This is a genomic window from Halorubrum aethiopicum, from assembly GCF_001542905.1.
Taxonomy (GTDB): Archaea; Halobacteriota; Halobacteria; order Halobacteriales; family Haloferacaceae; genus Halorubrum; species Halorubrum aethiopicum.
The window spans coordinates 2,120,038-2,135,526 of record NZ_LOAJ01000001.1; the positions used below are offsets into that span (position 1 = coordinate 2,120,038).

Annotated in this window: 13 protein-coding genes; 6 read left to right on the plus strand and 7 right to left on the minus strand. The window is 70.2% G+C overall.

Annotation, left to right across the window (positions count from 1 at the left end):
* The first annotated feature begins 35 nt into the window (after positions 1-35).
* Positions 36-2,255: a DHH family phosphoesterase gene (locus AXA68_RS10105; RefSeq protein WP_066416119.1), complete on the plus strand. Its 2,220-nt coding sequence runs from the start codon at positions 36-38 to the stop codon at positions 2,253-2,255.
* Positions 2,256-2,296: 41 nt separating this feature from the next.
* On the opposite strand, the gene fer is transcribed toward AXA68_RS10105, so the two are convergent.
* The gene (gene fer / locus AXA68_RS10110; RefSeq protein WP_066416121.1) at positions 2,297-2,959 is read right to left on the minus strand and encodes a ferredoxin Fer; all 663 of its coding nucleotides are present in this window, start codon (positions 2,957-2,959) and stop codon (positions 2,297-2,299) included.
* Positions 2,960-3,125: 166 nt separating this feature from the next.
* On the opposite strand from fer, the gene AXA68_RS10115 reads away from it, so the two are divergent.
* Positions 3,126-4,295, plus strand: a complete 1,170-nt coding sequence (locus AXA68_RS10115; RefSeq protein ID WP_066416125.1) for a CobW family GTP-binding protein — start codon at positions 3,126-3,128, stop codon at positions 4,293-4,295.
* Between the two features lie 22 nt (positions 4,296-4,317).
* Here AXA68_RS10115 and AXA68_RS10120 read toward each other — a convergent pair whose 3' ends face one another.
* The 3 genes from AXA68_RS10120 to AXA68_RS10125 all read right to left on the minus strand — a co-directional run bounded on the left by AXA68_RS10120 (position 4,318) and on the right by AXA68_RS10125 (position 6,881).
* Positions 4,318-5,328: a glycerophosphodiester phosphodiesterase gene (locus AXA68_RS10120; protein ID WP_080505226.1), complete on the minus strand. Its 1,011-nt coding sequence runs from the start codon at positions 5,326-5,328 to the stop codon at positions 4,318-4,320.
* Positions 5,329-5,468: 140 nt separating this feature from the next.
* Positions 5,469-5,621, minus strand: a complete 153-nt coding sequence (locus tag AXA68_RS17115) for a hypothetical protein (protein ID WP_185955725.1) — start codon at positions 5,619-5,621, stop codon at positions 5,469-5,471.
* Between the two features lie 90 nt (positions 5,622-5,711).
* On the minus strand, positions 5,712-6,881 hold the full coding sequence (locus tag AXA68_RS10125; protein WP_066416130.1) for a glutathione-independent formaldehyde dehydrogenase: 1,170 nt from the start codon (positions 6,879-6,881) through the stop codon (positions 5,712-5,714).
* A 195-nt stretch (positions 6,882-7,076) separates the two neighbouring features.
* Between AXA68_RS10125 and AXA68_RS17120 the strand changes: the two genes are divergently transcribed.
* A complete protein-coding gene (locus AXA68_RS17120; RefSeq protein ID WP_232745100.1) occupies positions 7,077-7,244 on the plus strand; it encodes a DUF1059 domain-containing protein in 168 nt (55 codons plus the stop codon).
* Between the two features lie 7 nt (positions 7,245-7,251).
* On the opposite strand, the gene AXA68_RS10130 is transcribed toward AXA68_RS17120, so the two are convergent.
* On the minus strand, positions 7,252-7,830 hold the full coding sequence (locus AXA68_RS10130; protein ID WP_066416135.1) for a hypothetical protein: 579 nt from the start codon (positions 7,828-7,830) through the stop codon (positions 7,252-7,254).
* A gap of 137 nt (positions 7,831-7,967) precedes the next feature.
* Between AXA68_RS10130 and fdhF the strand changes: the two genes are divergently transcribed.
* On the plus strand, positions 7,968-10,118 hold the full coding sequence (gene fdhF / locus AXA68_RS10135; RefSeq protein ID WP_066416140.1) for a formate dehydrogenase subunit alpha: 2,151 nt from the start codon (positions 7,968-7,970) through the stop codon (positions 10,116-10,118).
* Positions 10,119-10,203: 85 nt separating this feature from the next.
* Positions 10,204-11,916 carry a formate--tetrahydrofolate ligase gene (locus AXA68_RS10140; RefSeq protein ID WP_066416142.1) on the plus strand — a complete coding sequence of 571 codons (1,713 nt, stop codon included), beginning with the start codon at positions 10,204-10,206 and terminating at the stop codon, positions 11,914-11,916.
* Positions 11,917-11,941: 25 nt separating this feature from the next.
* Here the strand turns inward: AXA68_RS10140 and moaC are convergent, their stop codons facing one another.
* Together moaC and AXA68_RS10150 are read right to left on the minus strand one after the other, a co-directional pair.
* Positions 11,942-12,424 carry a cyclic pyranopterin monophosphate synthase MoaC gene (gene moaC / locus AXA68_RS10145; protein WP_066416145.1) on the minus strand — a complete coding sequence of 161 codons (483 nt, stop codon included), beginning with the start codon at positions 12,422-12,424 and terminating at the stop codon, positions 11,942-11,944.
* Complete coding sequence (locus tag AXA68_RS10150; RefSeq protein WP_066416147.1) at positions 12,417-13,928, minus strand: bifunctional ADP-dependent NAD(P)H-hydrate dehydratase/NAD(P)H-hydrate epimerase; 1,512 nt, start codon at positions 13,926-13,928, stop codon at positions 12,417-12,419. Before AXA68_RS10150 ends, moaC begins: the two co-directional genes overlap by 8 nt.
* Before the next feature lie 171 nt (positions 13,929-14,099).
* Between AXA68_RS10150 and AXA68_RS10155 the strand changes: the two genes are divergently transcribed.
* A complete protein-coding gene (locus AXA68_RS10155; protein WP_066416149.1) occupies positions 14,100-15,458 on the plus strand; it encodes a hypothetical protein in 1,359 nt (452 codons plus the stop codon).
* Positions 15,459-15,489 lie beyond the last annotated feature (31 nt).

Here is a 15,489-nt window from a genome sequence, read left to right on the forward strand (position 1 = left end):
AACCGTTTTAGGCGTGAGGCACTCGAGACACGCAAATGGGATCCTGTATCATCTGTGGCGTCGACGTGGACGGCGGCGGCCGTATCTGCCGCTCACACCAAGAGGACGTGGTCTTCGACTTCCGCGGCGACAGCCCGGACCAGCTCGTCGCGAACCGCTTCTACCGCGGCGTCGTCGACGGCTACGCCGAGTTCGGCGTGTTCATCGACCTCGCGCCGGGAGTCACGGGACTGCTCCACCGCTCGGAGCTCGACAGGCGGCTCGACAGCCTCGAGTGGGAGCCGGGCGACGACGTGTTCGTCCAGGTGAAAGGCGTCCGTGACAACGGGAACATCGACCTCTCGTGGTCGATCCGGCAGGCCGACCGCGAGTTCCGCGGGGCGCTCGTCCAGGACGGCGAGACCGAGTACGTGCCCGGCGAGGACGCCGACGAGGACGAAACCGCGGACGACGCCGACGAGGAGCCGGAGGCGACCCCCGACGCCGCGGGAAATGAGCGCTCCGAGGAGACCGACGCGGCCGTCGCAGCCGCCGTGTCGGGATCCTCGGGCAACTCGGACGACTCGGACGACACCGAGGTGAACGCGGACGAGACGGCCGCGGACGAAACGACCGCCGAGGAAACGGACGCGAACGAAACGACCGCCGAGGAAACGGACGCGAACGAAACGACTACCGAGGAGACGGAAGCGGACGAAACGGCCGCCGACGAGACGACCGTCGAGGGGAGCGACGAGGCCGACGACGCCGACGCGGAGTACGAGCGCGTCGATATCGAGACCCTTCCCGATCTCGTCGACGAGACGGTCCGGTTGGAGGGCGAGGTCGTGAGCACGCGCCAGACGGGCGGCCCGACCATCTTCGAGCTCCGCGACGCGACCGGCGTCGTCGACGCGGCCGCCTTCGTCGAGCCCGGCGTCCGAGCGTACCCCGAGGTCGAGGTCGGCGACGCGATCCGGATCGACGGCGAGGTCGAGCGCCGCCGCGGCGACATCCAGGTGGAGACGGAGGCGCTCGCGGTGCTCGAGGGCGAGGAGGCCGAGGCGGTCCGCCGCCGGCTCGCCGAGGCGCTCACCGCGAAGGCCCGCCCTGAGGGGCTCCAGCCGCTCGCGGGCGACGAGGCCGTCGCCGAACTCGGCGAGGGACTGCTCGACGCCGCCGAGGCGGTCCGGCGGGCGGTCCTCGAGTCGCGACCCGTCGTGGTGCGTCACCCGGCCACCGCAGACGGCTACGTCGCCGGCGCGGCCGTCGAGCGCGCCGTGCTCCCGCTGATTCGCGACGAGCACGCGAAAAGCGACGCGGAGTACCACTACTTCACCCGCCGACCGACGGAGGAGCCGGTGTACGACATGGACGCGGCGACGAACGACGTCACCCGCATGCTCCAGGACCGCGACCGGCACGACGAGAAGCTCCCGCTCTTCTTGCTCGTCGGCACCGGCTCGACCGTCGAGTCCGCCGACGGGCTCGACCTGCTCTCCGTCTACGACGTGGAGGCGGTGGTCGTCGACGCCGCGGTCGCGGACCCCGAGACGCGCGAGCAGGTCGACACGCTCGTGTCGCCGGAGCTCGCCGACGTCGACGACGACCTCTCGACGGGCGCGCTCGCCGCCTCGCTCGCCTCGGCGATCAACGACGAGATCCGCTCCGACCTCGTCCACCTGCCCGCCGTGAGCTACTGGGCGGACGCGCCGGACCGGTACGTCGACCTCGCGCGCGACGCGGGGTACGACCGCGAGCGCATCGCGGAGCTCCGCGAGGCGGTGGCGCTCGAGGCGTACTACCAGTCGTACCAGGACAAACGCGAGCTCATCGCCGACCTGCTGTTCGAGGACGGCGGCGACCTCGCCGCGCACGTCTCCGAGCAGTTCCGCGAGAAGCTCGAGACCGAGATCGAGACCGCGAGCGCCAACGTCGTCACGGAGTCCGTCGACGGCGTCGAGTTCGCGCTGCTCGACACCGACGAGTACACCCACCGGTTCGACTTCCCGCCGACGCCGCTGCTCCTGGACGACCTCCACCGGCGGCGCGCGAACGGCGACGCGTTCGCCACGGTCGGCATCGGCACCGACGAGCTGTACGTCCGGTCGACCGCGGACCTGTCGGTGCGGGAGGTCGCCGCCCGCGCGGACGAGATCGCCCCCGCCGCGGACGTCTCGACCGCCGGGCTCCGCGAGGGGAAGATCGGCTTCCTCTCGGGCGAGCGCGACGCCGTCGAGGACGCCGTCGTCGCCGCAATCGCCGAGCAGTTCTAGGCCGTCGCCGCCCGTCGCCGGTCCCCGTCACGCCGCCGTTTTCACTCCGAGGTCGCCCGCCGGAACGGACCGGGCGGCAGCCGCAGCTCGTCCAGTTCGGGGAGGTGTTTGACGTTGAAGACGACCTTCAGCTCGTCGGAGAGCGGGTAGCCGTTACACGAGAGCCGGAAGCCGCGCTCGGCGTGCTCCTCCGAGAGGATGTGGTTCGCGGGCTGGGAGAGCTCGCCCTCGGCGAGGTAGACGGCGCAGTTCGCGCACGCGCCGCCGCGACACGAGAAGGGCCAGGAGAACCCGCGGTTCTCGGCGGCCTCGAGCAGGCTCTCGTCGGGTTCGACGAGGAGGCGGCCGTGGTCGGCCGGCGCGAGGTCGGCGTCGGCCGCCCTCGCGAAGAGGTCGTCGTCGGTGAGGTCCCACCCGCGGTCGGCGATGACCTCGTAATCGAGGAACTCCACCCGGATCGAGCCGGTTCCCTCCTCTTCCGTGAGGTCGATGTCGGCGGGATCGTCGCTGTCGGTCCCGTTCGTTCCCGCGCCGTTCAGGTCGCGCTCGGAGAGTTCCCGGTACGCCCGCCTGACCAGTTGGAACTCCTCCACCGACCCGCCCGTGTCGGGATGCGCCTCCTTCACGCGCTCGCGGTAGGCCCGTTCGACGTCGGCGTCGTCCGCGTCCTCCTCGAGGTCCAACACGTCGAACGGGGAGACCATTCGGTGTCAGTCCTAACCGATCGAGACACATAAACGTCTCACAAGCGCCGTTCGCCGCCGGTATCCCGAGGGATATGCCTCGGGAGCGCCGCGAGCGTCGCGCCCGCCTCGAGGATCCGATCGATCGATCGTTTCATGCCCGCGGCACGGCTGGGTACGAGTACGCATGCCACGCGACGATCGGATCCCCGTCACCGTCCTCAGCGGGTACCTCGGTGCCGGGAAGACGACGCTCGTGAACCACCTGTTGGAGAACCCGGGCGACCGGAGGATCGCGGTGATCTTGAACGACATGGGCGAGGTGAACGTCGACGCGGAACTCATCGCGCGCGAGAACGACGAGGAGGGCGTGATCGACCTCTCGAACGGCTGTATCTGCTGTCGGCTCCAGGACGACCTGTTGACCGAGGCGACCGCGCTCGCGGACTCCCGCGAGTTCGACTACCTCCTCGTCGAGTCGTCGGGGATCTCCGAACCGGTGCCGGTCGCGCGGGCGTTCCTCGAGGGGACGGAGGGGTCGTCGATCGACCCGACCGACCGGTTCCGGCTGGACACGATGGTGACCGTCCTCGACACGTACGGCTTCTGGAAGGAGTTCGACGCGGGCGCGGACCTGCCCGGCGGCGCGAACGCCGGCGCTGGCGCGGACCGACCGCTCGCCGACGTGCTCGTCGAGGGGATCGAGTTCTGTGACGTCCTGCTGTTGAACAAGACCGACATGGTCCCCGACGACGTGCTGGACCGGATCGAGTCGGTGGCCGAACGGCTCGGCCCGCGCGCCGAGCGGGTCCGGACGACCTACTCCGCGGTCGACCCCGAGCGCGTGCTCGACACGGGCCGGTTCGACTTCGAGGCGGCGAAGCGCTCGGCCGGCTGGAAGCGCGCGATCGCCGAGAGCGAGGACGCGGACGGGACCGAAGAGGAACACGGCGACGCCGACCACGGCCACGCGGACCGCGGTCACGCGCACGACCACGCCGAGGGCGCGGCCGCGGCCCACGGTGTCGACTCGTTCGTCTACCGGAACGACGACCCGTTCGCGCCGGGGGCGTTCGCGGACTGGCTCGACGACTGGGACGGCGCCGTGATCCGCGCGAAGGGGTTCGTCGCGGTCGCGGGCTCGGACGAGGTGATCGGCGTGAGCCAGGCCGGCCCGTCGGTCCAGGCCGGCCCGATCGGCGAGTGGGACCCCGACGACGACCGCCGCACGCGGCTCGTCCTCATCGGCGAGGACATGGACGAACCCCGGCTGCGGGCGGAACTCGACGACCTCACGGCCGCGGCCGGGTCTGACGAGGACGACGACCGGACCGCCGAGGAGGTCTTCCCAATCTGAGAGCGATCGGCGTCCCTCCCGATCACCACGGCCATCGGTCGAGCAGCCCGGCGTAATCGGCGATGATCCCGTCGACCCCGACCGCCGCGAGCAACCGGGCCTCGTACCACGTCTCGACCGTCCAGACGTTCACCTCACGACCCTCGGCGTGGGCGGTCTCAACGAGGTCGACGCCTCCCGTCACCTCGTCGGCGGCGAAGGGCGTTCCGCGGACCAGATCGATCGGCGGGTGGACCGCCTCGGCGTCGTGCTCGCGAGCGATCTCCAGACCGTCCTCGACCGACCCGGACAGGATCGGCGCGACCGGGTACGACGAGACCTCGCGGCTCGCCGCCAGCGCGCCCTCGCAGAACGACGAGAGGAGGACCGCGTTGTCGTGGTCGTCGAGGATCCCCACGACGCGCTCGACGAACGGCCGCCAGACCGCGGTTCGCTCCGCCAACTCCGCTCCCGAGAGCTTCTCTCCGGATCGCAGGTCCGTGCGCCCGGGGTTCTTCAACTCGACGTTCACCCCCACGTCGGCGGGCACCGCCGCGAGCACGTCCGCTAAGAGCGGGACCGTCTCGCCGCTTCCGAGCACCTCGGCGTCCGTGACGGTCTCCGTGTCCGTCTCCCACACGACCCCCTCGGCGTCGGTGAGCCCGAGCGCGCCGCCGGCGCGCCCCGCCAGCCGGTCGTCGTGAAAGGCGACGACGTCGCCGTCGGCGGTCGGGACGGCGTCGACCTCGACGAGGTCCGCTCGCCGGGAGTCGGGAACGTCGCGGCCAGCGGCGGCCGAGGCGGCCGCCACCGTGTTCTCGGGGTTCTCGCCGGCGAACCCGCGGTGCGCGATGAGCGTGGGGTCGGCGTCGAGGTCCGGTTCGGGCGGCTCGAAGGCGTCCGTCGGGATCCCGCCGTCGGTGTACGCGAGGCCGAGCGCGCCCGTCGCGGCGAGGCCGGCGGTCCCCGCGAGGAGGGTTCGCCGCCGCGCGCGAGGTCGCCTCGCGGTCGCGGACGATGCGTCGGCAGGCGAGTCGTCGTCGGATCGGGTCATGCGTCGTGGCTGCCGCGTCGCGGGCATAGGGTCTGCTATGAGGGCTCCGGAGGGATTCGTACCGGGACGTACCGACTCGGGCCGTGTCATCGCCGTCGCGTCGGCCGCTCGGTGCTCCGTCGCGGCCGCGAGCGTCCCGATCAGATCCCGAGTTCCGCCTGGAGGTCGTCCCAGTCCTCGTGGAAGCCGTGGGTGGACTCCGTCTCGGCACCGACGGCGGACTGGTACACCTCGTCGTACTGGAGCAGTTCGCCCCACCCGTCGTGGAACGCCCAGTTACAGTATTGGCACATGTATCGGCGAACGCGCCGGTCGGCCATAAGCGTTGGCGAGGTCGAAAAAACGGGAGAACGGTGCGGCGTCGCGTCGGCGTGGCGGCCGATTCAGGGCTCGAGCAGGACCTTCGTGACGCCCTCCTCGCGAGCGTCGAACGCCTCGTACATCTCGGGGGCGTCCTCGAGGTCGACGCGGTGAGAGACGACCCAGGACGGGTCGGCGCGTCCCTCGATGATCATGTCGCGCAGGTACCGGTTGTACGCCTTCACGTTACACTGGCCGGTCCCGCACTTCAGCCCCTTCTCGAAGAACTTCCCGAAGTCGATGCCGAGCCGCCCCTGCGCGGCCATGTCGTCGGGCGCGCCGGGGTCCTCGGGCACGTACAGGCCGGGGATCCCGAGCTGGCCCGTCGGCCGGACGACCCGGATCAGGTTGTTGATCACGACCGCCGGGTTCTCCTTGGCGGGCTGATAGGAGTAGTCCTCCGTCTCGGTGTCGACGTCGTCGGGGTCCGTCGCCTGGTACCCGACCGCGTCGACGCCCTTGTCGACCATCCCGCCGTGCTCCTCGAGGATCTGGTCGACCGGGTCGCCCTCGGAGAAGTCGATCGCGTGGGCGTCACAGTGCTCCTCGGCCAGCTCGAGCCGGCTCGGCACCTGGTCGACCACGTAGATCTCCGCCGCGCCCTTGATCTTGGCGCTGTAGGCGGCCATCAGCCCGACCGGACCGGCCCCGAAGATCGCGACCGACTCGCCGGGCTGGAGGTCCGCCAGCTCGGTGCCGTGCCATCCTGTCGGGAAGATGTCGGCGAGGAGCGAGAACGCGTCCTCGTGCTCGCGGCCCTCGGGCAGCTTCAGCGCGTTGTGGTCCGCGTACGGGACGCGGAGCTTCTCCGCCTGTCCGCCGGGGTACGGCCCCATGGCGACGTAGCCGTACGCGCCGCCCGCGAAGCCGGGGTTGACGTTGGTACAGAAGCCGGTGTACCCCTCCTCGCAGTTCTGACAGAAGCCACAGGAGACGTTGAAGGGCATCACCACGCGGTCGCCCTCCTCCAGCGTCGAGACGGCCTCGCCGACCTCGCTTACGATCCCCATGTTCTCGTGGCCGAAGACGATCCCCTCCTCGGCCGCGGTTCGGCCCTCGTACATGTGGAGGTCCGACCCGCAGATACACGACGTCGTGATGTCCACGACCACGTCGTTCGGGTGCTCGATCTCCGGTTCCTCCACGTCCTCGACAGCGACCTCGTACGGTCCCTGATACACTACTGCTTTCACGAGTGATCCATGAGAAGGGTAGGCAGCATATGACGTAAGTCTATTTACAGGTCAGTTACCCTTAACAATTCCATAACGATCGATAGCAATAGTTTCTCGAGACGGATCAAGCGCGAGACGCTCCCGCCGAGAGGTTCAAACCCGTCGAGCACGTCCGTGTGGACGTATGGCACACAGACGGGAGCCGGGGATTTCATGGTGACCTACCGACGGGGCGGTTACGTTCAGAGCGGCGACGACGCCGTGGAGCGAGGCTGTGACCACTGCGGGTGGCACGCCGTCGCCGACTCCTATCCGGAACTGATCGCCGCCTACCAGCGACACCTCCGGGAGGACCACCCGAAGGCGTGGCTCAGGGCGTGAGACCGAGTCACGGCTCGGCGCGTTCCGTCCGACGACGCCAGACCAGCATGTACACCTCCCACGGGTCGATCCCGTAGCGGTCCGCGAGCTCGTCGCACGCCGCGAGGTAGTCGTCGTACTCGTCGATCGACGGCGGGTCAGGGTACGGCCCCTCGAGCGCCGTCAGGTCGCGCACGGTCCCCCACGTGTGCGGGCCGACGACGACGAACCGGTCCGGGTGGAGGAACGCGAGGAACGCCGAGGCGACCGGGAGGTCGACGCCCGGCAGCGCGGTCAGCGCGTCGATCGCGTCCCCGTACGCCTCCCGGTCCGCCTCGATCGCGGCCGCGATCGCGTCGCGGACCGCCTCGAAGTCGGCCCCCTCGAAGGCGTCCTCGCGCCGGCTCCGGTCCTCCCCCGGCGGCTCGTCGCCGAGGTACCGGCGGCCGTACCACCGCACCACCCACTGGGCGTCGCGACGGCCGTACTCGCCGCTTTGGAACGCGTCCGGCAGGGTCTCGACGGCCTCGGACTCGACCGTGTACAGCGGCTCCGTCGACCGGTACGCCTCAAGCGCCGCCTCCACGTCGGCTCGCGAGGGGTCCATGTCGTCGCGGTCGGTCGCCGCACACCTAACGCTTCCGTGCGGCCGCCTGAAGCGGTCCCCGAGAGAACCACCGACACACTCATGGAACTAGCGGCATAGATCGTGACACATGAACACGCTTCGAGCGGGTGATCGATATGTCCAGTGAGGGTGACGACGCGGTGAAGACGATCTGCCCGTACTGCGGCGTGGGCTGCGGGATCCAGATCCAGCAGGGGGAGGACCGCGGCGACGTGAACTTCAGGCCGTGGGGCGACGCCCCGGTCAACGAGGGACGGATCTGTATCAAGGGGGGCGCGGCGACGCAGGTCGTCGACCACGAGGACCGGCTCACGGAACCCTTGATAAAGGAGGACGGCGAGTTCCGCGAGGCGACGTGGGAGGAGGCGTACGACCGGATCGTCTCTGAGATGGAGCGGATCCGCGAGGAGCACGGCCCCGACGGCATGGGCTTTTACGGCTCCTCGAAGACGATGAACGAGGAGAACTACCTCCTCCAGAAGCTCGCGCGCCGGTACGGCACCAACAACGTCGACAACTGTACCCGGATGTGTCACGCCTCCACTGTCTGGGCGCTCCGGACCAGCCTCGGCGCGGGCGCGATGACGAACAGCATGGAGGACTTGGAGGAGGCCGCGGACGTGTTCTGGATCCAGGGCGCGAACCCGGGCGAGCAGCACCCGATCGCCAACAGCCAGTACTTCCGGCAGGCCGTCCTGGAGGGCGCGACCGTCATCCAGGTCGACCCCCACGCCAACAAGACCACGCGGTCGTTCGACATCGGGGAGACCGACCGCCACATGCACCTCCAGTTGAACCCCGGTGCCGACATCCCCCTCCTGAACGTCGTGCTCAAGACGATCCTCGAGAGACACGAGGCGGAGCCCGACGCGGGGTGGATCGACGAGGACTTCATCGAGGAGCGGACCGAGGGGTTCGAGCACCTGAAGGAGACCCTCGCGGACTTCGACAAGGAGGAGGCCGCGGAGGAGGCGGGCGTCCCGCTCGAGGACATCGAGCTCGCCGCGGAGAAGTACGCGATGGCGAACAACGCGGCCATCTTCACCGGGATGGGGATGAGCCAGCACACCTGCGGCGTCGACAACGTCCAGAACGAGATCAACCTCGCGCTGATCACGGGCAACCTCGGCAAGCCCGGGACCGGCGTCAACCCGCTCCGCGGCCAGAACAACGTCCAGGGGACGAGCGACGTGGGCGCGATGCCGAACGTGTTGCCCGGCTACCAGCTCGTCGACGACGACGAGGCCCGCGAGTCGGTCGAGGAGGTGTGGGGCTTCGAGGTGCCCGACGAGCCCGGCCTCACCAACGTCGAGATCTCCCACGAGGCGGGCAAGTCCGTCCACGGGCTCTACGTGATGGGCGAGAACCCCGTGATGAGCGAGCCCGACGGCAACGTGGTCGAGGAGCGGCTGAAGTCGCTCGAGTTCATGGTGGCACAGGACATCTTCATGACCGAGACCGCCGAGTTCGCGGACGTCGTCCTCCCGGCGACGACGTGGGCCGAACGCGGCGGCACGGTCACCAACACCGACCGGCGCGTCCAGCGGATGCGCGGCGTCGAGAAGGTCCACGAGAACACGAAACACGACCTCGACATCCTGATGGAGGTCGGCAGCCGCCTCTTCAGCGAGGAGGAGTTCCGCTTCGACGACGTGGAGGCCGTCTTCGAGGAACTGCGTGAGGTCTGTCCGATCTACCACGGCATGACCTACGACGGCCTCGGCGAGGAGGGGCTCCACTGGCCCTGCTACGAGGAGGGCGACGAGGGCGACCAGTTCCTCTACGAGGACTCCTTCGACACCGAGAACGGCCTCGGACGGATCGAGGGGGTTCGCCACCAGCCGCCGGCGGAGGTCCCGGACGAGGAGTACCCGCTCATCCTCACCACTGCCCGCCTCGAGGAGCACTACAACACGGGGACGATGAGCCGGCGCTCGCCCACGCTCTCGCGACAGCACCCGGAGAACTTCGTCGACGTCCACCCGAACGACGCCGATCACTACGGCATCGAGGACGGCGACGTCGTCACGCTCCGGTCGCGACGCGGCGAGATAGAGGTGAAAGCGCAGGTGACGGAGGACATCAAGGAGGGCGTCGTCTGGACGACGCCGCACTTCGCGGCCGCCTCCGCGAACCGGCTCACGAACGACGTGTTGGACGACCGCGCGAAGATCCCCGAGTACAAGGCCGCGGCCGCCGACATCGCGGTGACCGTCTCCGACGGCGGCGAGCCGGCCGGCGACGACCCCGAGCCCGCCGACGACTGATTTCTCCCCGAACTCTTCGAGGCCCCGCTTTCACGCGACCGGAACGACCTCCAACGCTCTTGACCCGTGCCCGAGAAGGGCCGATATGGCCACGACCGACGCCGATATCGAAGACGGAGCGCCCGAATCCGACCTCGCCGTCGCGCGCGCGACCGACACGCGGCCGATCGAGGAGGTCGCCGCCGACCTCGGCTTGACGCCCGACGACATCGAACCGCGCGGGGCGGGCGTCGCGAAGCTCACGGGCGAGGCGGTTCGGTCGGCGACCGCGGGCGACGCCGACGGGACGACCGTCCTCGTGACGGGGATGACGCCGACGCCGAAAGGGGAGGGGAAGACGGTGACCACCGTCGGGCTCGGCCAGGGGCTGGCGGCGCTCGGGGAGTCCGCGGCGGTCGCGATCCGCGAGCCCTCGCTCGGGCCGGTGTTCGGGATCAAGGGCGGCGCGGCCGGCGGCGGCTACTCGCAGGTGCTGCCGATGGAGGAGATAAACCTCCACTTCACCGGCGACATCCACGCGCTGACGGCCGCACACGACCTGATCGCCGCGGCGCTCGACAACCACCTCCACCAGGGGAACGAGCTCGAGATCGACGCGCGCCGGATTGACTGGCCGCGCGCGCTCGACGTCAACGACCGCGCGCTCCGCGAGACGGTGGTCGGACTCGGCGGCCCCACGCGCGGCGTCCCGCGCGAGGACGAGTTCGTCATCACCGCGGCATCCGAGCTGACGGCCGTGCTCGGGCTCGCGACCGACCTCGAGGACCTCAAGGCGCGGATCGGCCGGATCGTCCTCGCGCAGGACGCCGACGGCGACCCGGTGACCCCGTCGGATCTGGGCGTCACGGGCGCGGTCGCGGCGCTGCTCCGCGACGCGTTCCGCCCGAACCTCGTCCAGACCGTCGAGGGCGTCCCGGCGCTCGTCCACGGCGGCCCGTTCGCGAACATCGCGCACGGCACCAACACCCTCGTGGCCGACCGCGTCGCCGCGTCGCTCTCGGAGTACCTCGTCACGGAGGCGGGTTTCGGCGCGGACCTCGGCGCGGAGAAGTTCGCCCACATCGTCGCCCGCGAGGGGATCGTCCCGGACGTCGCGGTCGTCGTCGCGACGATTCGCGGGGCCAAACGCCACGGCCTGGAGATGTGGCCGACCGACTTCGGCGCGCTCGCCGAGCCGGATCCGGAGGCGGTGCGTGCGGGGGTCGACAACCTCCGCCGCCACGTCGAGATCGTCGAGTCGTTCGGGATCCCCGCGGTCGTCGCGATCAACGTCTTCCCCGACGACACGGAGGCGGAGCTCGCGGCGCTCGAGGCGGAGCTCGCCGAGGACGGGATCGCGGTCGCCCGCTCGACGGCGTACCGCGACGGCGGCGAGGGGGCGATCGACCTCGCCGAGCGGGTCCGGGAGCTGGCCGGAACCGGGGAGTTCGCGCCGCTGTACGACGTGAACGAGCCGGTACGCGAGAAGATCGAGACGGTCGCCCGCGAGGTGTACGGCGCGGACGGCGTGGAGTACGTCGACGGGGCGGACGACGACGTGGACCGCCTCGAGGAGTGGGGGTACGGCGACCTCCCGGTCTGTCTCTCGAAGACGCCGTACTCCTTCGCCGACGACCCCTCGCTGACGGGCGTCCCGGAGGGGTGGACGCTCACCGTTAGAGAGGTGACGCCCTCGGCGGGGGCCGGGTTCCTCGTGGCCAAGACCGCGGACGTGATGACGATGCCGGGGCTGCCCGCCGAGCCGGCCGCCGAGGGGATCGACGTCGACGCCGACGGCGACATCTCCGGGCTGTTCTAGGCCGTCGCCCGCCGGACCGCTCCCGTCAGACCTCGCGTTTCTCCTTCGAGACGACCTCCACGTCCGCGATCCGCGTGTCCGGGTACTCCCCGTCGGCGTCCTTCTCCGCGGCCTTCACCATGTCCCAGACGACGTTGAGCCCGGTCGTGACGCCCTCGAGCGCCTCCATCTCGCAGCCGGTCTTGCCGGTCGTCTCCACCGCGACGCGCAACTCGACCCGGTCGTCGCCGACCGCGAACTCCGTGTCGACGTTCGTGATCGGGATCTGGTGACACATCGGGATCGTCTCCCAGGTGTGCTTGACGGCCTGTATCGCCCCGATCCGGGCGGTCGCGAGCACGTCGCCCTTCCCGATCCCGTCGGCGCGGATCGCCTCGATCGTGGAGGGCGTGAGCCGGATCTCCCCGCGGGCGACCGCCCGCCGGGCCGTGTCGGGTTTCGCGCCCACGTCGACCATCTGGACGTCGCCGTCGGCGGTCGTGTGGGTCAGTTCGTCCTGGTCACTCATCGTACAGCGCGTGCGGGAGCCGGTCGATTAAGTCCGTCGCCACGAGCCCGTGTCCGTTCGCCTCGGCGGCCGCGTCGCCCGCGAGCCCGTTCACGTACGCGCCCGCGGCCGCCGCCTGGAACGGGTCCGTTCGGCCCGTCTTCGGGGCTTTTTGTGTCGTTCGCGGATCCGTTTGAGCCGTTCGCGGATCCGTTTGAGCCGCGAGCGCGCCGACCGTCCCCGCGAGCACGTCCCCGGTACCGCCGACGGTCATGCCCGGATTGCCGGTGCGGTTCTGTCGGACCCGCTCCCCGTCGTCGCTCGCGATCACGTCGTACCGCCCCTTCACGAGGATCGTGTGACCCACCTCGGCGGCGAACGCCCTGACGAGATCCGCCCGCTCGGTCGGGTCCTCGGCGGTCTCGCCGCCCATTCCCCGGAGCTCGCCCTGGTGTGGCGTACAGATCAGCTCGGCCTCCGTCTCGACCTCGGGGACGACCCGGAGCGCGTCGGCGTCGACGACCGCCCGGCCGGAGAAGTCGGCGAGGAACCGCCGAACGAACTCGACCGACACCTCCGCGTCCCCCATCCCGGGACCGATCACGACGACGTCCCGGTCGGCGGCGAGGTCGGCGACCCGCTCGAGGTGATCGGGCGAGAGCCGCTCTCCGGGAAGTCCTCGGACGATGAGGTCCGCCGAGTACCCCTGAACCTCGTCGGCGACGTTCGCCGGGCAGGCCACCCTGACGAGGTCGGCACCGGCTCGGAGCGCGGCCCGCGCTGACAGCGCCGGCGCGCCGGTGTAGGGCCCGCCGCCGACGACGAGGACCTCCCCGTTCTCGCCCTTGTGCGAGTCCGGGTCCCGGCCGAACCCGAGCAGGTCGCCCGGCCCGGTGTACCGCTCCGCGGCCGCCGGGATACCGATGTCGGCCACGGTCACGCCCGCGTCGAGCCGGTCGAGTCCCGGCTTTCCGTCGTGGAACGTCACGACGCGGTCCGCCTCGACGGCGACCGCTCCCTCCCCCCCGGTCGGATCCGCCGTGTCGGCGTCGACGCCCGAGGGCACGTCGACGGCGATCACGGTCGCGTCGAGCGAGTTCACCGCCTCGGCCGCGGTCCGTTCCGGCTCACGGAGCGCGCCGGAGACCCCGGTGCCGAGCATCGCGTCGACGACGACGTCCGGCGACCCGAGATCGAGGTCGGCGGAGTCGGCGACGGTCTCGGTCGGGACCTCGGCCGCGCGGAGCGCCTCCCAGTTCTCGCGGGCGATGTCGGTCCCGATCGACTCCGGTCGCCCGAGCAGATGAACCGTCACGTCGCGGTCGGCGAGGAAGCGCGCCGCGACGAACGCGTCCCCGCCGTTGTTCCCGCGGCCGCAGACGAGCGCGACCGCGTCTCCGGGGTCGCTCGCCGCCCGGACCTCCCGGGCGACCGCGTTGCCGGACGACTCCATCAGCTGTTTCCGCGGGACGCCGAGGGCGGCCGCGTTCGCGTCGACGGCCGCCATCCGATCGCTCGAGATCATACCGGCGATCCGTGGGTGACGGCCATAACGGTGATGGCATGACGAGACTCGCCTTCCCCGGCGTCGATTCGCTGCGTGGCGCTTTCACGCCTACCCGAACACGGAGACGATCGACGGAAGGGGAACATCTTCGGTGGTATCCTCAGGTGTGCGGAGCACGTATCCGGCTCCATGGGTGCCATCCCGGGGAACATCGAGACGGACCGACAGCCCCCGATGACGGTCCCGTTACGACACTTCGTCGTCGGACTCGCCTTTCTCGTCGCCGGGGTCGGGCTCGGGATCGGCGTCCGCCTGAACGCCGTTCCCGGACTGGCGCGGCTCGCTCACGTCCACCTCCTGTTGGCCGGATGGGTCTGCGTCACGATCATGGGAGCGATGACGCAGTTCGTGCCCGTGTGGTCGGGGGTTACTCTCCACTCGCGACGGCTCGCGAACGTCCAGTTGGGGCTGGTCGTCGCCGGCCTCTCCGGGTTCGTCGCCGCGTTTCTCTCGGTCGAGACGGCGTGGCTGATCCCGTTCGCGGCGCTCATGCTCGTCGGTTTCTGGGTCTTCGCGTACAACGTCGCCCGGACGCTCGGCACGGTCGAGGGGTACGACGTCACCGAACGGCACTTCCTCGGCGCGCTCGGCTTCCTCCTCGCGTTGACCGTCCTCGGTCTCCTCCTCGCGATCGATCTCACGGTGCCGACGTTCCCGCGGGTCGGCGTCAGCCGGTCCGGAGCGGTGGGAGCCCACGCGACCCTCGGGGTCTTCGGTGCCGTTCTCACGACGGTGTACGGGGCACTCTACCAGCTCGGAACGATGTTCACGCAGACGAAGCTCCACGGGATCGACCACCGCCTTCGGTCTCTCGAGGAGGTGGCACATCCCGTCGGGGTGGTCGCGCTCGCTCTCGGTCGACTCGCGGCCAACGCCCCTCTCGCGCGAGTCGGCGGCCTGTCGATCCTGGTCGCCGCGTCGGCGTTCTGTCTCGTTTTGACGCGGAAACTGTACGAGATGCGGGTCGAACGCACGCCGATGCACACGCGGTACGTCGTGGCGGCGGGCGCGCTGGCGCTGTGGATCGTCGTCTCGGCGCCCGCGTGGTTATCTGATCCGTTGACTCGGAACCACCTGCTCGGCGCGGCGAACGCCGGCCACCTGCTGTTGTTGGGAGCGATCGGGTTCGTCGTCGTGGGCACGCTCTATCACGTCATCCCCTTCGTGATCTGGGTCAACCGGTACAGCGATCTGTTGGGACTGGAGGACGTGCCGATGATCGACGACCTCTACGACGACCGGGTCGCCGCGGTCGACGGGGTGTTCCTCGCGGGCGGAAGCGGACTGATCGTCGGCTCGAACCTGCTCGGGCTCACCGGCCTCCCGGCGCTTCTCGGCGGGGTGCTGGTGACCGTCGGTGTCGCGGCGTTCGTGGTCAACATGGGCCTCGTGTTGGTCCGTCACAGCCCCCACTCGCTCGATCGGATCGTCCTGGGAGCGTTCTCGCCACGTCGGTCGCGCGCCCCCGACGAGACGGTCGAGGAGTGAGCGAATCGGACTCGCGGGCTCGCCGAACGGA